This window comes from Micromonospora sp. MA102 (assembly GCF_025460765.1).
Taxonomy (GTDB): domain Bacteria; phylum Actinomycetota; class Actinomycetes; order Mycobacteriales; family Micromonosporaceae; genus Micromonospora; species Micromonospora halotolerans.
In genome coordinates, this window is record NZ_JAMWEG010000011.1 from 1 (window position 1) to 21996 (window position 21996).

19 protein-coding genes and 2 pseudogenes are annotated in these 21996 nt (G+C 70.6%); 11 read left to right on the top strand and 10 right to left on the bottom strand.

Going from position 1 to position 21996, the window contains the following annotated elements; genetic code table 11:
* A pseudogene (locus tag NFX44_RS21550) lies at positions 1-253 on the top strand (hypothetical protein); the annotation flags it as partial.
* 130 nt (positions 254-383) lie between these two features.
* Here the strand turns inward: NFX44_RS21550 and NFX44_RS21555 are convergent.
* Positions 384-866, bottom strand: a complete 483-nt coding sequence (locus NFX44_RS21555; protein WP_262285382.1) for an NUDIX domain-containing protein — start codon at positions 864-866, stop codon at positions 384-386.
* A gap of 483 nt (positions 867-1349) precedes the next feature.
* On the opposite strand from NFX44_RS21555, the gene NFX44_RS21560 reads away from it, so the two are divergent.
* Together NFX44_RS21560 and NFX44_RS21565 are read left to right on the top strand one after the other, a co-directional pair.
* The gene (locus NFX44_RS21560; RefSeq protein ID WP_262285383.1) at positions 1350-2546 is read left to right on the top strand and encodes a M20 family metallopeptidase; all 1197 of its coding nucleotides are present in this window, start codon (positions 1350-1352) and stop codon (positions 2544-2546) included.
* 11 nt (positions 2547-2557) lie between these two features.
* Positions 2558-2773, top strand: a pseudogene (locus NFX44_RS21565) (IS5/IS1182 family transposase); the annotation flags it as partial.
* 126 nt (positions 2774-2899) lie between these two features.
* Here NFX44_RS21565 and NFX44_RS21570 read toward each other — a convergent pair.
* From NFX44_RS21570 to NFX44_RS21580, 3 genes are all read right to left on the bottom strand, one after another.
* Positions 2900-3337, bottom strand: coding sequence for a VOC family protein (locus NFX44_RS21570; RefSeq protein ID WP_262285384.1), 438 nt, complete (start codon positions 3335-3337; stop codon positions 2900-2902).
* Positions 3338-3392: 55 nt separating this feature from the next.
* The gene (locus NFX44_RS21575; RefSeq protein WP_262285385.1) at positions 3393-3692 is read right to left on the bottom strand and encodes a hypothetical protein; all 300 of its coding nucleotides are present in this window, start codon (positions 3690-3692) and stop codon (positions 3393-3395) included.
* A 378-nt stretch (positions 3693-4070) separates the two neighbouring features.
* Complete coding sequence (locus NFX44_RS21580) at positions 4071-4745, bottom strand: HNH endonuclease family protein (RefSeq protein ID WP_262285386.1); 675 nt, start codon at positions 4743-4745, stop codon at positions 4071-4073.
* Between the two features lie 265 nt (positions 4746-5010).
* Between NFX44_RS21580 and NFX44_RS21585 the strand changes: the two genes are divergently transcribed.
* On the top strand, positions 5011-5955 hold the full coding sequence (locus NFX44_RS21585) for an endonuclease/exonuclease/phosphatase family protein (RefSeq protein WP_262285387.1): 945 nt from the start codon (positions 5011-5013) through the stop codon (positions 5953-5955).
* Between the two features lie 84 nt (positions 5956-6039).
* Here NFX44_RS21585 and NFX44_RS21590 read toward each other — a convergent pair whose 3' ends face one another.
* Positions 6040-7173, bottom strand: coding sequence for a DUF4236 domain-containing protein (locus NFX44_RS21590; protein ID WP_262285388.1), 1134 nt, complete (start codon positions 7171-7173; stop codon positions 6040-6042).
* A gap of 250 nt (positions 7174-7423) precedes the next feature.
* Between NFX44_RS21590 and NFX44_RS21595 the strand changes: the two genes are divergently transcribed.
* A complete protein-coding gene (locus NFX44_RS21595; RefSeq protein WP_262285389.1) occupies positions 7424-7879 on the top strand; it encodes a lamin tail domain-containing protein in 456 nt (151 codons plus the stop codon).
* A 1060-nt stretch (positions 7880-8939) separates the two neighbouring features.
* On the opposite strand, the gene NFX44_RS21600 is transcribed toward NFX44_RS21595, so the two are convergent.
* Genes NFX44_RS21600 through NFX44_RS21620 form a run of 5 tightly spaced genes read right to left on the bottom strand, consistent with a single transcriptional unit; the run spans position 8940 to position 15806 of the window.
* Positions 8940-9767 carry an SMP-30/gluconolactonase/LRE family protein gene (locus tag NFX44_RS21600; protein ID WP_262285390.1) on the bottom strand — a complete coding sequence of 276 codons (828 nt, stop codon included), beginning with the start codon at positions 9765-9767 and terminating at the stop codon, positions 8940-8942.
* Positions 9764-10486, bottom strand: a complete 723-nt coding sequence (locus tag NFX44_RS21605; protein WP_262285391.1) for an SDR family NAD(P)-dependent oxidoreductase — start codon at positions 10484-10486, stop codon at positions 9764-9766. The genes NFX44_RS21600 and NFX44_RS21605 overlap by 4 nt, the downstream gene beginning before the upstream one ends.
* Positions 10483-11379 (bottom strand): dihydrodipicolinate synthase family protein, encoded by an 897-nt coding sequence (locus NFX44_RS21610; protein WP_262285392.1) that lies wholly within the window; start codon positions 11377-11379, stop codon positions 10483-10485. Before NFX44_RS21610 ends, NFX44_RS21605 begins: the two co-directional genes overlap by 4 nt.
* Positions 11380-12540: a mandelate racemase/muconate lactonizing enzyme family protein gene (locus NFX44_RS21615; RefSeq protein WP_262285393.1), complete on the bottom strand. Its 1161-nt coding sequence runs from the start codon at positions 12538-12540 to the stop codon at positions 11380-11382.
* Positions 12540-15806: a hypothetical protein gene (locus NFX44_RS21620; RefSeq protein ID WP_262285394.1), complete on the bottom strand. Its 3267-nt coding sequence runs from the start codon at positions 15804-15806 to the stop codon at positions 12540-12542. The genes NFX44_RS21615 and NFX44_RS21620 overlap by 1 nt, the downstream gene beginning before the upstream one ends.
* Before the next feature lie 114 nt (positions 15807-15920).
* Here NFX44_RS21620 and NFX44_RS21625 point away from each other — a divergent pair, with 114 nt between their 5' ends.
* From NFX44_RS21625 to NFX44_RS21650, 6 genes are read left to right on the top strand one after another with little or no spacing between them, the layout of a single operon-like run.
* Positions 15921-16727, top strand: a complete 807-nt coding sequence (locus NFX44_RS21625) for an IclR family transcriptional regulator (RefSeq protein ID WP_262285395.1) — start codon at positions 15921-15923, stop codon at positions 16725-16727.
* Entirely contained in the window at positions 16724-17671 is a 948-nt protein-coding gene (locus NFX44_RS21630; RefSeq protein ID WP_262285396.1) for a carbohydrate ABC transporter permease, read from the top strand. Before NFX44_RS21625 ends, NFX44_RS21630 begins: the two co-directional genes overlap by 4 nt.
* Positions 17668-18513, top strand: coding sequence for a carbohydrate ABC transporter permease (locus tag NFX44_RS21635; protein WP_262285397.1), 846 nt, complete (start codon positions 17668-17670; stop codon positions 18511-18513). Before NFX44_RS21630 ends, NFX44_RS21635 begins: the two co-directional genes overlap by 4 nt.
* A 31-nt stretch (positions 18514-18544) precedes the next feature.
* Positions 18545-19828: an ABC transporter substrate-binding protein gene (locus NFX44_RS21640; RefSeq protein ID WP_262285398.1), complete on the top strand. Its 1284-nt coding sequence runs from the start codon at positions 18545-18547 to the stop codon at positions 19826-19828.
* Entirely contained in the window at positions 19825-20790 is a 966-nt protein-coding gene (locus tag NFX44_RS21645) for a glycoside hydrolase family 88 protein (RefSeq protein ID WP_262285399.1), read from the top strand. Before NFX44_RS21640 ends, NFX44_RS21645 begins: the two co-directional genes overlap by 4 nt.
* Positions 20787-21974: a mandelate racemase/muconate lactonizing enzyme family protein gene (locus tag NFX44_RS21650; protein ID WP_262285400.1), complete on the top strand. Its 1188-nt coding sequence runs from the start codon at positions 20787-20789 to the stop codon at positions 21972-21974. Before NFX44_RS21645 ends, NFX44_RS21650 begins: the two co-directional genes overlap by 4 nt.
* Positions 21975-21996 lie beyond the last annotated feature (22 nt).

Consider the following 21996-nt stretch of genomic DNA (forward strand, 5'->3'; position numbering starts at 1 on the left):
CAGGTACGAAGATCTCGTACGTGAGCCGCGAGCATCCGTCCAGCGGGTGATGGCGCAACTACTGTTGTCCGGGATCACGCCTCGGGTCGACGTGGGCATTCCATCGTTCGAGGAGTTACACGCAATCGATCCGGGGTTTTTTCGACGAGGACAGGCGGGCACCCATCTCGACGAACTGTCGGACGATCTTCATCAGCTCTTCTGGTCACGGCCCGACAATTGCGCCGCGATGACGCTCCTGGGCTACCGCTAGGGACCAGCGGGGATTTACGCAGGCGCCGGTGGACGTCCATGGCCGCTCGTACGCGTCCTCACCCGGTTGCTTACCCACCCACCAGGTGACACTCGACCGACGACAATCCAAACTTGCCTCGTCAGCCAACCTAGGTCTCCGGGGAGCGGACGAACCAAGCGTCAGGCTTGTCGGCCGACGCAAGAGCCAAGCAACGGGCCTGATGAGGGTCGAGCTCCGGTAGGGCGTCAAGGTCGAACCAAGCGACTTCCATCGACTCGTCGTCGTTAACATGAGCATGGCCGCGGCGAAGACGGCAGCGGAAGCCCACATTGAGCCAGTACACCTGGTCGCCGTTGGGCGCGATCGACAGGTCTAACGCTTCCACCGAGACCAGGCGCTCAACTGTGACGTCGACGCCGGCCTCCTCCATGACTTCCCGCGCCGCCCCGGCGGCGGGCTGCTCGCCTGGTTCAAGGCAGCCGGTCACAAGCGCCCATCGACTGTTGTCGGTTCGGCGCACAAGAAGGACGCGACCGAGGTCATCGAACACGACCGCTGTGACGCCCGACAATGGCAGCGGCGCTTGGCCGATCTTGCTACGCAACGCGACGACGAACCCCGGAATCGGCACGAGCAACAACCTACTGGTCCCCGAGCCACATCGGGCTCCCGCGCCAGCCAGACCCCTCGTTTGTAGGTTCTAGGCGCTTCGTCCGGTGGGGTCCGTCCGCGTCCGCGACCTCGGGCGACTGTCCGCGCTTGGCGGCTGGCGGTTGTTCCCGTGCCGAGCAGTTGCTGTCGCTGTTGCCGCCGGGGCCGACGGGCCGAGGCGTTCGAGGCGTGGCAGCGGGAGGTCGAGCACGCCCGCTCCATCGAGCGGGTGGCCGAGTCCCTCGACGTCAGCGCCCACCACGCGCGCTGGCCGGAGGACGTCTCGCTTCGGCTGGTCATGCTGCACGGAGTAAGCCCGGCACAACGGCCACGCCGACTTCCTCCGCGAGGCCGTCGACGGCGTTGTCGGCGTCTGAACAAGGGAGATCGCGCCCACTGTCGGAAGCCCGACCTCGCCGCGCGGGTCCTTGACCGGCCGGTCCGGCGTCGGAATTCTCGACCCATGGCGTCGCCCACTACCGATCGGCCGGAGCTGTTGGCGCACGCGGAACGCCGGCGCGGGTCGCTGACCGAGCTGTACCGGCGGCTGCACGGCCATCCGGAGTTGGGGTTGTGGCTGCCGCGTACCCAGGAGGCCGTGCTCGACACCTTGCGTCCGCTGCCGCTGCAGGTGCGCACCGGCACCACCTCCAGCGCCGTGGTCGCCCGGCTGGCCGGCCGGGGCGACGCCCCGCCGGTGCTGCTGCGCGCCGACATGGACGCGCTGCCGCTGACCGAGCGGACCGGCCTGCCGTACGCCTCGACGGTGGCCGGCGCCATGCACGCCTGCGGGCACGACGCGCACGTCGCCATGTTGGTGGAGGCCACCCACCTGATTGCGGGGGCCGATCCCGGCCCGCCCGGTGACGTGATCCTCATGTTCCAGCCCGGCGAGGAGGGCCACGACGGCTGCCGCACCGTGCTCGCCGACGGGCTGCTCGACGGTGACTTCGCACCGGCCCGCGCGTACGCCCTGCACCAGTTCCCGGGGCTGCCCGCGGGGACGGTGAGCACCCGTCCCGGCGCGCTGCTGGCCGGTTCGGACGGGCTGACCGTCACCGTGCACGGCGCGGGCGGCCACGTGGCCCTGCCGCACCTCGGCGCCGATCCGGTGCCGGTGCTCTGCGCGGTCGTGCTGGCCGTGCAGCAGATGGTGACGCGCCGGTTCGACGTCTTCGACCCGGTGGTGGTCACGATCAACCGGCTGGACGCCGGCGTCTCCGGCGCGGGTGTCATCCCCGACACCGCGACGGCCGAGGGCACCGTGCGAACGTTCAGCGACGCCGCCCGGTCCCGGGTGGCCGAGGCGCTCGCCCAGGTCGCCGCGGGCGTTGCCGCCGCGCACGGCTGCACCGCCGAGGTGAGCGTGCACCCCGGCTACCCGCCGACCGTCAACGACGCGGTCGAGGCGCGGTGGGCGCTGGCCACGGTGGCCGGGGCGCTCGGCTCCGACCGGGTGAGCGAGCTGCCCACCCCGTTCCCGGCCAGCGAGGACTTCGCGTACCTGCTGCACCGCATGCCCGGCGCGATGCTGATCCTGGGCACCCGGCCCGCGGCTGGGCCGGTCGCGCCGGTGCACTCACCGCAGATGCGCCTCGAGGAGTCGGCGCTGACCGCTGGGGTCGCCGCGCTCGCCGCGCTCGCCCTCACCCCGCGCTGACCACCGCGGGCGTCATTCCGTACCGCAAGCCCGCCGACGGCACCGCACTGGCGGCCTGGAAGGAGGGCCTCAACCGCGAACACCGCACCGTCCGCGTCAGGGTCGAGCACACCCCGGCCACGATGAAGAGCTGAAAGATCCTGCGCGACTGCCGCCGCGCCGGCCACACATTGGCCGATGCTGCTTCAGGCATCGCCAACCTGCACAACATCACCCTCGCCGCGTGAGCACCAACCCGGTACCGGGCAACGTCTTCACCGAGTTGCGAGACAACCCTTAGACAGCGGAGCAGAGTTTGTGTCTGGTCACGGGACATTCTTGACGCGCACGTCGGGCTGCGCGGCGGAACGAGCCTAGAGGACATCGAATTCGTTACCCTCGGGGTCGGCCATCGTGACGTGGTCAGGCGTACCGTCCGGTTCGTCCACCCGGAGCGCCGCCCCACCCGCCGCCACCAGTTTGTCGACTACCGCTTGGACTCGCGGCCAGCGGAGCTCGAACGGCTCGTGCCGGCCGCCGCCGACGTGGACGTCGAAGTGCATGCGGTTCTTGATTATCTTCGGCTCCGGCACCTTCAGGAAGGAGATACCGGGCCGGACGCCGTCCGGGTCCTCGATGAAGGCGCCGTCGTCCCACTCGTCCTCAGGAATCTTGAAATGGGTCTGCCATGCCTCCCAGGTGGCGAACCCTTCCGGTGGGGCGGCCAGGACGTACCCCAGCGCGAGGCACCAGAACGCAGCCAGTTCGCGCGGGCGCGCGCAGTCGGCGGTTAACGACCACTGCTCGGACATCGCCCCACCATAGGCCGCCGAACGTCTCACCGAGGGCCGGGCGAGTTTGGTCCGGCTACTCGCATTCACCCGTATGCAGCTGGGCTTCCTCCCACTCCCGCATGCTCGGGTACCGGTCGCGGCAGCACCGCCCCTGCAGGTGATCGACGAACTGGGCCCGCTCGGCGTCGTTTGCAAGCCGCAGTCCACGATCGTGGGCTCCAGCCTGCAACACGACAGCACCGTCGGGCTCAACCGTCATGGTGATCTCGTCGTTGCGCGGCTCAGGCGTTCGAGCGGCCAAGTACCCAAAGTAGATGTAGCGGTAGTCGAACTCGTAGTGGCGGTCGTGCACCCAGTCGAGCCATTGATCCACCTGCGCCAAGGTCCACCGATTCATACGCCCCTCCCCTAGATCCTCACCAGCTCACGGTCACCCCCAACGCCATAGAACCAAGGCTATCTATGTACTGCTATCTGGCCTCCGAGGGCCGGCGCCGCCACATGGCTCGGACCCCCACCTCTCCGCGTGCCGGCAAGCGCAACGCCGCCCGCCGATCACCGAGGTGGGCCCACGTGCGGCAACTGAGTGGTGGACCGGGCGACGAAGCCCGCGAATGAGCCCGCCGCCCGTTCCCCACGTCGATCCCAGCTGCTGCATCACCCCCTCGCCTCGGGCACCGGCACGTGCTTGTGCCGGCTGCCGATCCCTGAGCGGCAGAACGCCCGGCTGAGAGGCAAGCTCCGTGGGAGGTCAGGAGCTGCAGCTGTTCAGCATGCTTTGCAGGGCGGACTTCTCCGACGACTGCAGGGTCAGGCCCCAGGTGTACTTCACGGTGATCCACATCTTGCTGTAGGTGCACCGGTAGGACGACAGCGGCGGCTGCCAGGTAGATGGGTCCTGGTCGCCCTTGGCCTGGTTGACGTTGTCGGTGACGGCGATCAGCTGCGGGTGGGTGAGGTCGTTGGCGAAGCTCTGCCGCCGGCTGGTGGTCCAACCGTTGGCGCCGGAGCGCCACGACTCGGCCAGGGGCACGACGTGGTCGATGTCGACGTCGGAGGCAGCCGTCCAGGTCGCGCCGTCGTACGGGCTATACCAGCGTCCCGATACCGCGGCGCTGCTGCTGTCGGTGACGACGGAGGCGCCGTCGCGCTTGAGGACGGTCTCGCGGGTGTTGCAAATGCCGCTGATGGTGATCCAGTGCGGGAACAGGTCCCGGGAGTACCCGGTCAATGAGCCTTCGGCCCGGACGGTCAGCGTGTTGAGCTGCGACTGGGCGGTCGACTTGGAGGGGATGCCGGGAGGCGTCGCAAGGGCTGGCGCGGTGTCCACGGCGAGTAGGTAGGCGCCGGTCAGGGCTACGGCGGCTGCGGCGGTGACGACTCGCCGCCACAGTACGGGTCGGGTGGACTGTCGGGTGACGGGCATGAAGGCCTCCTCGGCAGGGCAATGGACAGCGACCATCTCCGTCGATCATGTCCATCGATGGTTGCCTCTGCGAGGAGGAGAAGAGCCTTCTGCGAATACTGGTCCCGTGCCAGCCTCCCGGCGCCACGCCAGCAGCCGGCGGGCAAGGCTCTTGGTACTGGCGCTCGCGCGTGTCGACATGGCGACGCAGCGGCAATAGCCGCATCGGCGGCGTCCTACAGTGCAAGTTTCAGGCTGGTAGCACACCTGGATGCAGGGAGCGGCGGTGGCTGACCTGATCGTCATGACCTGGAACGTGGAAAACCTTTTCCGACCCGACGACACCGACACGTCGGCGGCGGAAACCTACGCCGCGAAGCTCGCCTATCTGGCCCTGCTCATCTCTGGCACCGGCGCCGACGTGGTCGCCCTTCAGGAGATCGGCTCTCCGGCAGCCGTTGAACGCCTCCGGGCAGGCCTCGGCGAGCCCTGGCAGGCGGTGGTGTCCTCACACCCGGACGGGCGTGGCATCCGGGTGGCTGTCCTCGCCCGGCACGCCCTCACCGAGGAAGCGCAGATCCTCGCGCTGCCGCAGGCAGGGCTGCCTGCGGTCCCCGACGTCGACGGCGGGACCTTGACCCACCTGGGTCGCGGAGCGATCCAGGTGCACGTCGACTGCGGCGGACCAGGCTTGCGGCTGCTGACCGCCCACCTCAAGAGCAAGCTGCTTACCTACCCGGGCGGGCGGCGCTACCCGCGCACCGAAGACGAACGCGCCCGCGGCGCCGGCTACGCCCTGCTACGCCGCACCGCGGAGGCCGTCGCGTTGCGGGTGCATCTCAACGAGGTCCTTGCCGCGTCCGCCGTCGACGGGCAGCCGGGCATGCCGACGCTCCTGTGCGGGGATCTCAACGACGGACCGGACGCGGTCACGACCGTCCTGCTGGAGGGCCCGGCGGACGGGGACGTTCACCGGCCGGACAAGGGCGACGCGGTCCGGCTGTACAACCTCGGACGACGCCTGCCCCCAGCCCGCGCCTACTCCCGCATCTACCAAGGACGCGGGGAACTCATCGACCACATCATGGCTACCCGCGACCTGCAACTACGGCTGGTCAGCATCGACTCCCTCGTCGACGACATCACCTCCATCGGTGCCTCCACCCGCAGCCGGGAGGCGGTCATCGTGCCGGATCACGCCCCGGTCGTCGCCCGGTTCACCGGCCTGTAGCGCAGGCCGGTGCCCGCGCCAATGCTGGCAGCGTCCGTCGGTCATCCGGCCTGCCGCCTCTAGAGGTCGTTCCGGCTCATCGGCCTACTGCTCGCCGGTTAGCTCGGCGAGGTCGACGGCGCTGAGGAGTTCGGCGAGTGCGGGCTCGGTGGCGAGGTTCAGGGGCTGCAGGTCGCCGGTGCGGGCTCGTTGGTTGAGCACCAGCTCGGTGCTGGTGTCGTTGACGATCCGGGCTGCGTCGGCTGTCTGCCACTGGACGCCATTGAGTGCTCGGCGGTCGAACGTGGCGGCGAGTAGGCAGGAGACACGGGGCCGGCCGTAGCTGTCGGGCCCGTCGTGGCGCAGGACGGCGACGCGGGTGGAGGCGATCGCGGGTGCGACGGCAAGAGCTTCCCTTACGGTGACCAGGACTTGGCCGCACACGAATTGTTTGTAGTAGTCGGCGCGGTCGCGCTGCGGCAGTTTGCGTAGGGACAGGTTGCCCGCCTGGGTGGTGGTGGGCATGCGTTCAGGCACGACCTGGTCCATGTTGGGTACGAGCACCACGAGGGAAACCTCGTCATCGGTGACGCCGACCGCGGCGCTGGGTGCCTCGTTGTCCTCGAAGGCTTCCTCCAGCGTGTCCAGGACGACCTCGGGCGCGTTGGTGCACAGTTGCTGCCACCGCTGGTCGAGGTATTGCTGCCAAGCCGCCTGCTGTTCACATCGGGTCGCCCACTGCCGCTGCATCTCTGCCTCAGCCCACTGGGTGGCCAACTGCTTGGCCCGAGCTCGCTTCGCGCGCTCGAAAAGGCCGATATCGGCCAGGGCGTGCTGTTCGTAGTGCTTGTAGATGCTCGCCCGGTCAGGGGGTGCTGGTTGCGGTGCGATGGGTCGGCTGGCTGCGGGGAAATCGACCCTGTGCAGCTCCAAGATGCGCAGGAAGGTCTGGGCCAGGCGTTGGGCCTCCTCGACTCGCTGCGCGTGTGCCGCTTGCCTCTGCTGAGCCGCCACCTGCCGCTGATATGTCGCGGCCGACGTCGCCCGACCGCCGGAGCGGCTCGAGCGGCGACCACCCCCGAGGGAGGTGTAGAAGCCGACGGGACCCGCGCCAGTGGAGAAGCCGGTGCGACCGGCGCCGAAGTGAACCCGGGCCGCCCGCGGGCCGACGCTGGTGCGGATGCCGCGCGAGGAGGCCCGGATACGCACCCCGGGTGCCAGCTTGATGGAGAACCCCATCAGCCGACGGTAGGCCCCGACGCTTGAGGGACCGTTCAGCCTGTTGCCTGATCACTGCTCCGCCAACTGGCCGCGCCCGTGTCCCTATCGGCCATCCTCGGATGCCCGGCCCGGCACTATCGCCGATGTTGCCGGCTTCGGCTCCCGAAATTGTCGCCGCGCATCCTTACGATCTTGCACGCATGTAATGCCCATGCATCTGCCGGCGATGGGTTCTCGCCGGTTTCTGCCTTTGAGTCAAGGGGACCACTTGAAGAACAAGCCGATCGGTGCCGTCGGGGCGCTCGCCATCGCGGTCGGTGGGTCGCTCGCCGCAGCCACGCCGGCGCAGGCCGCCACTCCGGCCGTCATGATCACGTTGGCGTACTACAACTCTCCGGGCAGCGACACCGGGTCGAACACCAGCCTCAACGGCGAGTACATCCGGCTGACCAACAAGCGCACCTCCGCCATCAACCTGAAGTACTGGACCCTGCGCGACAAGTCCAGCCACATCTACAAGTTCGCCAGCGACTTCAAGCTCGGTGCCGGCGCCAGCGTCTACATCCACACCGGCAAGGGCACCAACACCAGCACCCACCGCTACTGGGGCTCCGGCGCGTACATCTGGAACAACACCGGCGACGCCGCCTACCTCCGTAACTCCGCCGGCACGGCGATCGACTCGTGCTCCTGGGGCAGCACGGGCAGCTACACCAACTGCTGAACCAGCACGGCATGAGCGCCGGCCCGCCATCAAGCGGGCCGGCGCTTCGCTTGCGCTCCTTCACCCCCGTCCCCGGCGTTCCCGGGACGCCCGGGACATGCTCCATCCCTTGATTGGCGGTGAGGAGCAGAAACAGGACCTGGCAACGGTCGGTCAAGATGCTGATACACATGGTGGCCGACCGGCTGGTGCCGAACGTTGACACTGGTCAGCACACCCGGACAGGTGACATACCAGCCTCCGTAGGACCCGTGGCAGGAGCCAACGCCTCCGCCACCCCCACCGCCGTACGAGCCGAAAGCCGGGTACGGCAGCCAGCTGCCGCCGTACCCGACGGCGCAGTTCCCAGCATCTGCCAGCTGGAACCAGGCGCCGCCGCGGCGGAAGGCGTCCAAGGGCAAGATCGCGCTCCTCAGCGCAGGGGTGCTGGTCGTGCTTTGCTGCGGAAGGCCCGGCATTGTCGCCCTTGTCTCCCCCACCAGTTCCGACAAGGACCCCACCACCCCGCCGGCCCCGACTGTCCAGGCCGCGGATGCCCCGTCGACTGCAACGGAGGCAGGCCTCGCCGCCACGCCAGCAGCACCGTCGCCGACTGCGGTGACCCCCGCGGCTGCCGCCACCCCAGTGGTCGAGACCCGAACTGTCGCTGAGACGCAGAAAATTGCGTACCAAACCAGGACCGTCAAACTATTGGACGGATCACGAGGCGGCACGCGGCTGGAAGCAGGTGGCCGCGCATCTTGTCGCTCAGCGGCGAGGTCGCGACGTCTGGTACGAGGACTACCGCGTACGAGTGGCCACGGTCGAGCATGCGTACAGCATGCAATCCTCATCCATCGACAATGACCGTTGATCGCGGCGGGCGCGGCTGGCGACATCGCTACCGGGCGCGTCGGTGACGTTGACGTCGCGCAGGACCCGCGCCCGTGTGGCGCCGGACACGGGAGGCTGAGCCCTCCCCTGCGACGCAGACGCGCGCGTCGGCTCACGGCATCCCGAAGCTCCCGACCCGCTCCCCCGGCATCGGCCAACCGGCTCACCGAGGCGACCGCAGCCGTCTTCAGCGCTGAACGGCGAAGCGGGCGGGCGGAAGGCCGGCTACGCCAACGTCTGCGGTGAGAACGGCTCCGGACAGCTCGGCATCGTCCGACCGGGCGGTCGTGACGAACATCCACCGATAGCCAGGACCGCCGAACGACACGCTCGTCACCAGCGGCGCGGGCACGCACAGCGCGCGGTCCGGTGCGAGGTCTGGCGTATAGCGGAACAGCCTGCCAGATCCCCACGAGGCCACCCAGACTCCGCCGTCAGCGTCGACGGCAATCCCGTCGGGGTGCGCAACTCGCACGGTGTAAACGGATCGGCCGTGCTGTCCGTAGGCGGTGACCGTGTCGGCGAAGCTGTCGGCGTGGTAGAGGAGGCTCCCGTCCGGGCTGGTGTCGACGCCGTTGGATGCCCCCACGTGCCCGGCAAGGACGTGATGGTTCAGGTCCGGCTCCACCACGTACAAGTCGGCGCGTTCGGCCCGGGTTCGGTCGATCGAACCGACGTAGAGGTTGCCGTCGCGCCCGCACACCGCGTCGTTCAGTGCCAGGTCGGACGGCCCGGGTAGGGACAGCAGGGGTTGGAAGGCTCCGTTGTCCGGGTCGAGGGTGCCGACGTCTCGCCCGGAGACGCCGAGCCATCCCCCGCCGGCCCGCGGCACCAGAGCGGTGATCGGCCGGTCGCAGGTCGCGCCGGAGGCGGTGCCGGTGGTGGGATCGAGGGTCCAGAGCCGTTGGCCGCTGATATCCACCAGGTACAAGCGGGCAGAGGTCTCGTCCCAGACCGGGCACTCCCCCAGCTCACAGCGCAGGTCGCCCAGCACCGACCAGTCCTCGGTTGTCACAGCCATCTCGCCCGCAGGTCGGGGCGAAGCCACGCCGCCGGGGAGGCGATCGACAGACCACCGTCAACGGGCAGGACGACGCCGGTGATGAAGTCCGCCGCCGGAGAGGCGAGGAATGTCACGGCGGCGGCGACATCGTCGGGTCGGCCAACCCGCCGCAGTGGATAGCCTTCGGTGACCGAGGGCAGGTCGGCCTTGCCGATCATGCCGGGGGCGACGGCATTGACGCGGATGCCCGCGGGACCGTACTCGAGGGCGAGCTGGCGGACGAGTCCTTCCACGCCAGCCTTCGCGGCCGCGTAGCCGGGCAGGCCGGGCGCGGCGAGGGTGGCGTTGACGGAGCTGACCGCGACGACGGCGCCGCCGCGCGGCAGCAGAGGCAGGGCCGCGCGGACGACGTAGAACATCGAGCCGAGGGTCGCGTCGAGGGCCACCCGCCACTGCGCGTCGGTGGTCCGCGTCGCCGCGGCGACGGGCATGACCGCGGCGGCGGGCACCACCACGTCGAGCTGGCCGAGGGTGCGGTGGGCATCGGCGACGGCGCGGGCCGCAGCGTCCGGGTCGGCGCAGTCGGCCATCAGCTCGGCCGCGAAAGCGGAGTCGCTGTGCTGTTCAAGGGAGACGCCCACTACGCGATCGCCGGATTCGGTGAAGGCACGGGCGATCGCGGTGCCGATCGGCGAGGAGGCACCGATGACGAGGATGCCGCGTCCGCTCACCGGGCAAGTCCGAGGTCAGCGAGGATCGTGGCGAGCGAATCACGGCTGGCCGGGTCGAGCGGGCGGGCCGGTGAGCGTACGGTGGCGTCGGCGATGAGGCCACGCCGCACGAGCACCTCCTTATGCACTGCCCAGGCGATGCCCTGCTGGAGGCCGAACAGGATCAGTGGCAACAGCCGGGCGAACTCCGCGCGGGCATCGGCGTGCCGGTCGGCCTGCCAGGCTGCGAGTACCGGGCCGAGCAGGTCGGGGAACTCGCAGGCCGGCATGGTGCCGATCGCTCCGCGGGCGTACTCCTCCAGGCAGAACTGGGCGTTCTGGCCGCCGAGCACGGCGAAGCGGTCGTCGGCGCGGGCGGCGACCACTGCGGCCACCTTGGGCGCGGTGGGCGGCGATTCCACCTTGACGGAGGTGATGCCGTCGAGCTTGCCGAGCTCGGCGATGAGGGTGGGCGGCATCGTGACGCCGGTGGCACCGGGCGCATCCTGGACCATGACCTCGACCCCGGCAGCGGCGGCCACGTCGCCGTAGAAGGTGAGCAGTTGGTCGGGGGTCGGCTTCACCATGAACGGAGGAAGCACCATCAGCGCGGACGCGCCGCCGGCCACTGCGGCGCCGGCCTGTTCGATCGCGGTCACCGTCGAAGTGCCGTTGATTCCGGCGACGACCGGGACCGCGCCGGCGACCACCTCGGTGACGGTGGTGAGAATCCTGGCCCGCTCCTCGGTGGTGAGCGCGAAGCCTTCGCTGGCCATGCCGAAGACGGCGACGCCGGTGACGCCGCTGGCGAGCTGGAACTCGGTGAGTCGGCGCAGGCTGGGCAGGTCGAGGGCGCCGTCGGGCCTGAACGGGGTGGCGAGGATCGGCACGAGGCCGTGCACGGTGTGGGGCACTCAGGACTCCTTGGCCAGGGCGCGAACCGTCTCGGCGTCGACGTCGACGCCGAGACCGGGTCCCGCGGGCAGACTGAACGCGGCCGGATGCACGGGCACCGGCCGGGTGAGGATGCGGGATCCGACCTCGGTGGAGGTCGGCTGGTACTCGAACGCGGCGAGGTCGGCGACCGCCGCGGCGACATGCAGGCCGGCGGCGAGGGAGACACCCATGCCGACCGAGTGGTGCGGCGCGACGGGCACGTGCCGGGCGGCGCACAGTTCGGCGATCGCCATCGCCTCGGTGATGCCGGTGCGGGCCACGTCCGGCTGGGCGATCCGCAGCGCCCGGGCGTCCAGCCACTGTGCGAACTCGTACCGGTTGCGCAGCGCCTCACCGACCGCGACCGGCAGCGTGCCGCGGGCAGTCAGCTCGGCGTGCCCGGCGATGTCCTCCGGTGCCAGGGGTGCCTCGAGGAACCAGGCACCCCGCTCGGCGAGCCCCCGGGCCAGCGCGACGGCGTCGTCAACCCCATACGCCCAGTGCCCGTCGACCGCGACCCGTAGGTCGGGGGCGGCGTCGCGGACCGCGTCGACGGTGGCGAGGTCGGCGGTGACGCCGTGACCGAGGTGCAGCTTGACCGCCGTCGCGCCCCGGTCGGCCCAGTCGCGGGCCAACGCCGCCCGTTCCGGGTCGGCGGGCCGGGGCAGCCCGGAGACGTACGTGGGCAGCCGGGTGCGGAACGCCCCGCCGAGCAGCTGGGCGACGCCGACCCCGGTGAGCCGGCCGGCGAGGTCCCACAACGCGATGTCGACGGCGGCCAGCGCGTCGGCCTGGTGGCCGACCAGGTGCCCGCGCTCGCGCATCAGGTCGCGCAGCCGGTGCCAGGCCGGCCGCGGGGCGGTGGCGTCCATGCCGAGCAGCACGGGCGCGAGCAGCAGGTCGACGATCGCGGCGGGCACCTCGGGCGCCACCGGTGCCAGGGCCTCGCCCCACCCCGTGGTGCCGTCGTCGGCCACCACCTCCACCAGCAGCGTCTCGTACCGCGACGAGTACAGGCTGCGCCACGGCTCGCGAACCTGGTATCCGTCCGCGATGGCACTTCCGTCGCGTAGCGGCCCCAGGTACGCCTCGTCGGCGCGCACCTTCAGCACATGGGTGTGCACCTCGCGGATGCGCATCAGGCTTCCTTCCCGCAGGCCAGCCGGATCGGTGGGCTCCACCGGTCACCGACCTGCACCCGGTAGGTGAACGCGGCGGTGAGATCGTCCACCGCCACGGTCCATTCGTTCGGACCGGTCGCCCGGTGCTGGTGCCGCCAGGTGACGCCACCATCCAGCGACCAGTGCAAGGTCGCGGGGGCGCGGGTGGCCGCCTGCACGTAGGCGTGGTAGCGGCTGCCGTCTGGCTTGGGGATCAGGATTCCCCGCACCGGGCCGACGGGGCCGTCGCCGAAATGGTGCGCGCCGACCGGGGCGGCGGCGGAATGCAGCGCTACGTGGAGTGGGCCGACGCCGTGGATGACGACGGCGGTGATGCCGTGCCCGGAGACGTTGACGGTGAGCCGGTGGTCCACCATGCTGGCCTGCTCCGCCGTGCCACCGTCGCGGATCACGGTCGCCCGGTACGGCACACCGGGGCGCATCGGCACCTGCGCGGCGTCGAGCGTCACGGTCACGGTGGTCGCGGTCGAGGCGGCGTTGGTGAGGCTGAGGCACAGTCGGTCACCGCCCTCGGCGGCGATCCAATTGACCTGCTCCGTGTCCAGTCGTACCAGGCCCTTCGGGAGCCACAGCCACACGCCGTCCTCGCCGTAGAAGCGGCCGGGTGCGTGGCCGTAGACGCGGTAGGCGAACCAGACGTAGTTCTGCTCGAACTCGCCCGGGAAGCGGATCGCGCCGCCGGAGCGGGTCTCGTGCTCGGCGATCAGATAGTCGATGGCCATGCCGAGCTGGGCCGGCGCGTGGTGGTAGTAAATGGTGGTGTTGCCGAACGGCCCGGTATGAGGGAAGTCCGGACGCAGATGGTGCACGGTGAACTGCCGGTAGTAGTAGCCGGGGTAGCTCGTGAACCGGCCGACCAGCGCGTTGTGCGCCACGTCCCGCAGCAGGTCGTCGCCGGTGTGCGTGGCGAGCCGGAGCAGGAACGGCGCCCACGCCGGGTTGAGCGTGAACCCGTTGAACCGGTAGGTGTTGAGGGCCTCGATGCTCAGCCCGGTCGGTGACACCTGCCAGGCCGGCACCTCCTCGTCGGGCACGTCGGTGACCGGATACGGGAACAGGGCGGCGGGATCCCACCAGCCGGTGAGTTCGATCTGCCGGTCGACGAAAAGCGGCCGCTGCGGCACCGTAACGGTGGCGTCGGGCACCGGTCGGGCGAAGACCATGGTGACGAACCGTTTCGCCTCGGCGTACGCGGCGTCCAGGTAGCGGCGTCGGCCCGTCTCCTCGTACATCTCGAGCAGGTCGACCCAGGCGCGGCAGTAGTAGATGGCGAAGTCGTGCGGGTCGGCCTCGCCGTCGTACGGCTGGTCGAGTTCCTCGGCGACGTACCGGTCGGCGGCTTCCTCGGCCTGCTGCCGCCACTTCGCGTCGCGGGTCATCCGGTACGCGGCCAACGGCGCGCTCATCGGGCTGCGCTTGAGCCAGTAGTCCTGTCGGTCGAGTGAGGACAGTGCCAGCTCGTGGGCGGCGGTGAGGGCACCTCGGGACAGCGTGTGCAGCGGGGCGAGAGCGGGCGCCCCGAACGGGGTGCCGCAGAGCACGTTCTTCGTCGGGTCGCCGTAGACCGTGGCGTCCGCACGCGGCGTCCAGCCGTACGCGTTGCGCGACAGGTGGAACTCGGCGGTCGGCAGCGCCCTTGTCTCGTACAGCTCGTCGTCGCCGGTCAGCAGGTAGGCACCGAGAAGCACCGAGGTGGTGGTAGCGCGGACGGCCTGGTCGTTCTCGATGTCGATGAACCCCTTGGCGCGGCTCCACCAGCCACTCGGCGAGCCCTGATAGTCGACCCGGTCGTCGGTGGTCGGGCCGGCCTTCATCAGGTCGATGAGGTGGTGCACCGTGTCGGTGAGCGAGGCGTGGACGTTGCGCCGGTACGCGGCATAGGCGTACTCGCCCCGCAGCAGGTCGCGGTAGGCGTCGTAAAGCTCAGTGCGGGCGGCGTACACCCCGACGGTGAACCGGTAGGGCTCGCCGGCGCGCAGGTCGGCCCGCCGTCCGTACTGCGGGGCGTAGAGGGTCGGCTGGACCCCGCCGTCGGGGGTGCGCAGCGCCATCCCGAACGGCTGGTCGTCGTCGCCGCAGGCCGACTCGTACTCGAACGGCAGCTCGGCGGCGGGGGCGAACAGGCCGGTGGTGACGGGGCCGCGCTGCACCAGGCACATCGGCGCGAACAGCTCGTCGCGGCCGACGGAGGCCGGCCCGCCGATCATCCGGGCATGCCGCAACGGCCCGCACAGCACCTCGTCGATGTCGTCCTCGGGCGCGGCGGCGAACGCTCGGTAGGCGACCACGAACCGGCCGTCGACTCGCGGGGTCAGCACGATGTCGACCAGGGGGCACGGCCCGGTCAATCGCCAGGTGACCGTGAGGGTGAACAGCTCGCCGCCGCCGCGCAGCCGCACCGTGTCCCCGCCGAGCGGTTCGACCGCGTCGAACCACACGGGGTGGGCGTCGAGGGTCCGCTGGAGATCGCGTCGACTGCCGCCGTCGCCGTGCAGCACCAGCCACCGCTCGCCGAGCGGCTCGGCGGCGGGTTCCCAGCCGTGTTCGCCCCGGATCAGGAGCTGCGCGGCGTACCCCGACCGGTCGTACCAGCGCACGGCCGCGACCTCGAGACGGTACGCGGCGCCCTCGACCGAGGTGTACGGCTCGACCAGTGCGGCGGCCGCGTCGACGGCGGTGGCCGGACGTCGGTTGTCGGGCGTCCTGCGGGGGCCCAGCGCGACCACCTCGACCGGGCCGAAGCCGGCGACGGTCCCGGTGGCCGCGACTCCGACGCCGCCACCCTCGAGCTGGTCGGGATCGGTGGCCGTCGCCGCCGTCCGTCCGTCGACCGTGACCGTGATCCGGCCGTCGACGACGGTCACCTCGACCGGGAGCCACCGGTCGAAGTCGAAGGCCAGGATGTCGTCGGCGAGCAGCTCGTCGCGGCCGTCGGCGTGGCGGAGCACCGACAGGTACCGCACTCCGGTGCGGACCCGCAGGCGGACGGCGTACCACTGCGCGGTGTCCGCGTTGAGCCGCAGTTCCGCAGTGCTGACGTCGGTGCCGTGCCGCGGCTCGGGCAGTCGCACTGCGGTGCGGATCGTGTGGTTGCCGATCATCGCCAGCAGCGGCGCCCCGAGCAGATGCCGCCCGTCCGGGTGGCCGCGACCGTCGAGTTCGACGGCCTGGTCGAACCGGTCGGCAGCTTGATCGACAGTTGGAAATGCGCGATCAGATGCCATGAGGGCACCTTAGCGGCACGGTTCTGCAACTCATATGCAATCGGCGGTTGACACGATGCAGCATGGGGGCCACTCTGGCACAGCAATGGATGGGACGTCCAGAAGGAGATGCCGGTGGCGAGTGATCAGGGCACCAACCAGAGCGTCGAGAAGGCCGCCGCCGTGCTGAACGCCTTCCTCGCCGGTCAGCCCGCGCTGCGGGTCTCCGACGTCGCCCGTCACGCCGGCCTCGGCCAGTCGACCGCGTCCCGCCTGCTGGCCACACTGGAGGCCTGCGACCTTGTGCAGCGCGACCAGGTCAGCGGTCTCTACCAACTCGGGCCCGCGCTCATCACGATGGCCGGCGTCGCCCTGAACAGCCACCCGGTGCACCGCGAGGCTCGCCAGCGGGCGCAGAATCTCGCCGCCGAGCTCGGCCTCGGCGCCAACGTGGCCGTCCGCAGTGGCGCGACGCTGTTCTACCTGTGCAACTTCGAGGGCACCCTCGCCCCGCGGTCGTTCGTCCTCATCGGCCAGCACAACCCGCTGCACGCCACGGGAATCGGGAAGTGCCTGCTCATCGACACCGACCCCGAACAGCGCCGGGCGCTCCTGCCGGAGCTGCGTGCATACACCCCGTCCACCATCACCGATCACGCCGCGCTGGACGAGGCCGTCGCTCAGGCCGCGCAGCGCCGATACGCCACCGAGGTCGAGGAACTGTCGCTGGGCCGTGCCTGCATCGCGTCCCCGATCCTCGACCACACCGGCACCGTCTGCGCAGCACTGTCGGTCTCCGGACCGCTCTCCGCGATCGCCCTGCACACCCGGGAGGCCGAGTTGTCCCGCATGGTCATTGAAGCCGCCGACGCCATCAGCACCGGTTTGGGCTACCTCGGCCCCGCCGACCGCGTCCTCACCCGGATGCAGGCCGCGCGATGAGCACCGAGACAGCCCGTCCCGGAACCGCCGGCCGCGCACCGGCGTCCCCGCCGGCCGGCGACCGGCCGCCGCGGCGGCTCGGCGACGGCGCGTTCGCCGCGTTGCTCATGCTTCCCGCGCTGGCGATGCTCGCCGCGATCGTCGTCTACCCGCTGGCTGCCTCCCTGGTCACCGCGTTCTTCAAGCAGAGCCTGGTGGAACCCGGCCGCACGTTCGTCGGCCTGCAGAACATCACCGAACTGCTCGGCGGCGACTTCTGGCGGCTGCTGCGGCAGACCCTGGTCTTCACCGTCGGCGCCACGATCGCACCGTTCCTCGTCGGCCTGGCCCTCGCGCTCGCTCTGAACACCCGCATCCGCGGCCGCGCCACCCTCCGCGGCCTGCTGCTCATCCCGTGGCTGGTGCCCAGCGTCGTCGTGTCGTTCCTCTGGATGTGGATCTTCAACGCGAACTACGGCCTCGCCAACGGCGTGCTGGAGGCGCTCGGCCTGATCGACGCCCCGCAAGCCTGGCTCGCCGGGTCGGGCACCGCGATGACCGCGGTCATCGTCGCCAAGACCTGGACCAGTTTCCCGTGGATCATGGTGATGCTCCTCGCCGGGCTGCAGACCGTACCGGTCGAGCTGCACGAGGCGGCTGAGACCGACGGCGCCGGCGCGGTGCAGCGGTTCTTCGCCGTCACCCTGCCGCACCTTCGCGGCATCATCGCCATCGTGCTGCTGCTGGAGCTGATCTGGAACTTCCAGCACTTCGACCTGATCTACGTGATGACCGGCGGCGGCCCCGCCGGCGCCACGGAAACCTTCGCCACCGCGGTCTACGAGACCGCCTTCCAGGGCTTCGACCTCGGCCGCGCCGGCGCGCTCGGCCTGCTCTGGATGGTGCTGCTGCTCGCCATGGTCGCGATCTATGTCCGTCGGTCCGAGCGGGAGGAAGAGCTGTGAGCAAGCGCTCCGCGCGGGAGAGCCGCGGTTCCCGCGCAGCGGCGTGGACCGCCGTCGTCGTCCTCGGCGGTTTCGGACTGCTGCCGGTGTACTGGATGCTCGTCACCGCGTTCACCCCGGCTCAGCAGACCTTCCGCTACCCGCCGTCGTTCGTCCCCACCGAGCTCACGCTGGAGAATTTCGCCCGCCTCGCCGACGAACCCGACCTGGCTCGTTACCTGGTCAACAGCCTGATCGTCTCCGTCGTCACCGCGGTGCTGAGTGTCATCGTCTCCGCGTACATGGGCTACGCCTTCTCCAAGTTCCGTTTCCGCGGCCGGCGCAGCCTCATGTACTTCGTCCTGTCGTCGCAGATGTTTCCCCAGGCGCTGCTGCTGGTCACCCTGTACGCCCTGTTCAGCGCCTACCACCTGCTCGACACCTACACCGCGCTGGTGCTGTCGTTCACCACCTTCACGCTGCCGCTCTGCGTCTGGATGCTCAAGGGCTTCTTCGACACGATCCCCGACACCCTCGTCGAGGCCGCCCGCGTTGACGGCGCGTCGCGGCTGCGCACCATCCACTCGGTCATCCTGCCGCTGTCGGCACCCGGCCTCATCGCCGCCGGACTGTTCGCGTTCGTCCGCGGCTGGAACGACTTCATCTTCGCTCTCACTCTGGCCGGACGCGAGAAGACGACTCTGCCGCCCGGCCTGGTCAACGCGTTCCTCGGGGAGGCGACCGCGCAGTGGGCCGAACTCATGGCCGCCTCGCTGCTCGCGTCGCTGCCCGTCGTGGTCGCGTTCATCGCGTTGCAACGGTTCCTGGTCGGCGGCATCACCGCCGGCGCCATCAAGGGATAGCTCACCCCCACCCCGTCCCGGAGGTCCAGCAATGAACAGCAACCTTTCCCGCAGGGACATGCTCCGCCTCGTCGGACTCGGCACCGGCGCCATCGGCCTTGGCGGCCTGGCCGCCTGCGCGCCGAGCGCAAAAGGCCCCGAGGAGGACACCGCCAAGTCCGCCACCGACTTCTCCTTCGCGTCCTGGAGCCTGGCCGACAACGCCTCGAAGGCCAAGATCGAGCAATTGATGAGCGGGTACGGCAGCAAGGCGGGCGTCACCGTCAAGGGCGCGCCACTGGCGTACAACACCTACCTCAACCAGCTCACGCTCCAGGTGCGCGGCGGCCAGTTCACCGGTGCCGCGCAGATGGACATCGCCTGGCTCGCCGGCCTCGCCGCGCTCGGCAAGCTCCGCGACCTGGGCGCCGTGGCTAAGGACGGCGGCTACACGCAGGCAGCGCTCACCTCGGGGCAGGTCGAGGGAAAGCAGGTCGGCCTGCCCTGGACCACCGCCGCGATCGGTCTGATCGTCAACCGGGGCCTGATGCAGAAGGCTGGCATCACCACTGCCCCCACCACGATCGCCGACTTCGAGGCAGCGCTGCGGGCGCTCAAGGGCACGGGCGTCATCCCGTACGCCGCGTCCACCAAGGTCGCCCAGCTCAAGGACATCCTCATCTGGATGCAGACGTTCGGCAGCCCGCTGCTGGAGGGCGGCAAGGTCACCGTCGGCGACGACGCCAGCATCGAGGCGGTCACCTGGTACAAGAAGCTGTACGACGAGAAGCTGATCGCTCCGGACGTGGAGCGGGTCGACGCGCGTACCCTGTTCGCGCAGGGCAAGGCCGCCATGTACGACGACGCCATCGTCGGCCGCGACTTCGTCGTCAAGGGCTCCCCGGACAAGTCCATCGCAGACAAGCTCGACCCGATCGCCCGCCCGGTGAAGAACGCCGGCGACAAGCCGCGGGCCGTGCAGTGGGGTCACGCCGTTGTCGTGGTCGAGGGCGAGGGCGCCAACACCGCCAGCGACTTCGCGAAGTGGCTCACGTCCGACGAGCAGACCGTTCTCGGCTACTTCAAGGACCTTTCCCTGCCGCCCACCACCACGACGGCGCTCGCCTCCGAGCAGGTGAAGAGCGACGCCTTCACCTCCCGGTTCAGCGAGCGGATCACCGCCACCGCCACCCCGAACCCGTTCTGGAAGTACCCCCAGTACGCCCAGATGGAGACCGCGATCTCCGAGCAGGTCCAGGCCGTCCTGGTCGGCAAGAGCAAGCCCGCGGACGCGATGCGCGAGGCCGGCCGGGCGGTGCAGGCCCTCATCAAGTGACCACCACCGCAAACGGCACCCGGCTGGTGGCGGCGATCGCGGACGCGACCGCCGCCACCACGCCGCGGATCTGGGGCTTCGGCGTCGGCGGTACGCTCACCGCCCTGCTCCGCGCCGGCGACGCACTGCACCGCCCCGACCTCAGCCAGCGAGTGGTCGACCTCGTCACGCCGTCTCTTACCGCACCGCCGGACCCCACCGACCACCTCATCGCGGTCGAGGCGCTGCTCGCCCTCGCCGAGCGTCGACCCGACATCGACGTGACGGACGCCTGCCGCCGCTGGCTCGCCGCCGTGCGGCACGCTCGACCGGCCCGTCCGGGCGGGCCCCGCCTGCACCGCCCGGACCTGCCACCCTGGTCGTCGACGGTCTGGGTCGACTGCATGCACACCGACGGGCCCGGCCTGGCCGCGCTGGGCCACCCCGACGAGGCCGTCACCTACGCCACGGAGTACGCCGGTGCGCTGCAACTGCCCCACGGCCTGTTCCAGCACGGCTACGACGCCCGAGCCGAGCGTGGCAACGGCGTGGCCTGGGGCCGCGGGCAGGCGTGGGCGCTGCTCGGCCTCATCGACACCCTGATCCACGCCCGCGACGACGGGCTCGCCGAGCGGCTCACCCGCCTGGTCGACGCGTTGGTAACGCACGAGCGCGACGGCGAGTGGTCCACGGTGGTCGACGATCCGGACGCCCCGGTCGAGGCGAGCACCTCCGCGTACCTCGCCTGGGTCGTGCCCCACGCGATCGACGCCGGGCTGGTCGACCCCGACCACCGGGCGATGGCCGACCGCGCCTGGCACGCCACCCTCCGCCGGCTCACCGGCGGGGCGCTCGCCGTCTCCGAGGCGACGCCCGTCGGCGCCGTCCGCGACTACCACCACCGCACCCTCGGCGTCTTCCCGTGGGGTCAGGCCCCGGTCCTGCACGCCGCCCTCGACCGCACCACTGAGGAGAACGGATGAAGGTCGTCGATGTCCGCAGCTATGCGGTACGCGCCAAGCCGGCCGAGACGTACTGGGGCGCCCGCGCGTGGAGCGCCGACCACGGCAGCGCCCTGGTGGAGTACCCGCCGATGGAACGCCGCCGCTACGTCTACAGCGACACCATCGACGCCGTGCTGGTGCGGGTCGAGACCGCCGATGGGGTTGTCGGCTGGGGCGAGGCCAAGGCACCCGTCGGGGCGCGCGCCACCGCCGCGATCCTCGACGACCTGATCGCACCGCTCGCCGTCGGCTCCCGCCTCGACGAGATCGGCCGCACCTGGGACCGCGTCTACACCGGCATGCGGGTGCGCGGCCACGACAGCGGATTCTGGGTGGAAGCCCTCGCCGGCCTCGACATCGCCCTGTGGGACGCGTTCGCCCGTACCCTCGGCCAGCCTCTGCACGTCCTGCTCGGCGGCCGCTACCGCACCACCCTGCGGCTGTACGCCTCGGGCGTACCCGCGGCTCCCGCCGGCTCCGGGGCGGACGGCCAGCGGAGGGTGCGCCAGGAGGCGGAACGGCTGCGCGACCTGGGGTATGACGCGGTCAAGGTGGCGATCGGCGCCCGCCCCGAGGACGACATCGCGTCCGTGCAGACGGTCCGCGAGGTGTTCGGCGACCAGGCCGCCGTCTACGCCGACGCCGCGGGCCAGTACGAGGTGCCGCAGGCGTTGCGGGTCGGCCGCGCCCTCCAGGAGGTCGGCGTCGGGTTCTTCGAGATGCCGCTGCCTCCGGAGGACCTCGACGGGTACGCCACTCTCGCCGCCCGCCTGGACATTCCCCTCGCCCTGGACTCCCTGGCCACGAGGCACCGGGCGCTGGAGTTCCTCCGCGCCGGCGCGCTGCGCGTGCTCCAGCCCGACGTGTGCCGGGCCGGCGGCATCACCGAGACGATGCGCATCGCCGCGCTCGCCGACGCGTTCGGCGCGCAGGCCACCCCGCACGTCAGCATCGGCTCGGCCGTGCACTGGTACGCCAGCGTGCAGTGCGCGGCCGCGATGCCGAACTTCGCGGTGCTGGAACACTGGATCGGCACCAACCCGCTCACCGCCGTCGCCCCGGACGCGGTCACGCCGGTCGGGGGGCGATGCGACGTGCCGCGCGGCGCCGGCCTCGGCATCGCGGTCGACGAGGACGTCGTTCGGGCCCTGGCGGGCGCCTGATCAGGGTCCCGACGCCTGGTCC

Excerpts from the sequence above, each read along its gene's own strand:
- NFX44_RS21570 (WP_262285384.1), bottom strand. The coding sequence starts at position 3,337 with ATGTCCGAGCAGTGGTCGTTAACCGCCGACTGCGCGCGCCCGCGCGAA.
- NFX44_RS21580 (WP_262285386.1), bottom strand. The coding sequence starts at position 4,745 with ATGCCCGTCACCCGACAGTCCACCCGACCCGTACTGTGGCGGCGAGTC.
- NFX44_RS21590 (WP_262285388.1), bottom strand. The coding sequence starts at position 7,173 with ATGGGGTTCTCCATCAAGCTGGCACCCGGGGTGCGTATCCGGGCCTCC.
- NFX44_RS21630 (WP_262285396.1), top strand. The coding sequence starts at position 16,724 with ATGAGCACCGAGACAGCCCGTCCCGGAACCGCCGGCCGCGCACCGGCG.
- NFX44_RS21615 (WP_262285393.1), bottom strand. The coding sequence starts at position 12,540 with ATGCGCATCCGCGAGGTGCACACCCATGTGCTGAAGGTGCGCGCCGAC.
- NFX44_RS21640 (WP_262285398.1), top strand. The coding sequence starts at position 18,545 with ATGAACAGCAACCTTTCCCGCAGGGACATGCTCCGCCTCGTCGGACTC.
- NFX44_RS21650 (WP_262285400.1), top strand. The coding sequence starts at position 20,787 with ATGAAGGTCGTCGATGTCCGCAGCTATGCGGTACGCGCCAAGCCGGCC.
- NFX44_RS21560 (WP_262285383.1), top strand. The coding sequence starts at position 1,350 with ATGGCGTCGCCCACTACCGATCGGCCGGAGCTGTTGGCGCACGCGGAA.
- NFX44_RS21620 (WP_262285394.1), bottom strand. The coding sequence starts at position 15,806 with ATGGCATCTGATCGCGCATTTCCAACTGTCGATCAAGCTGCCGACCGG.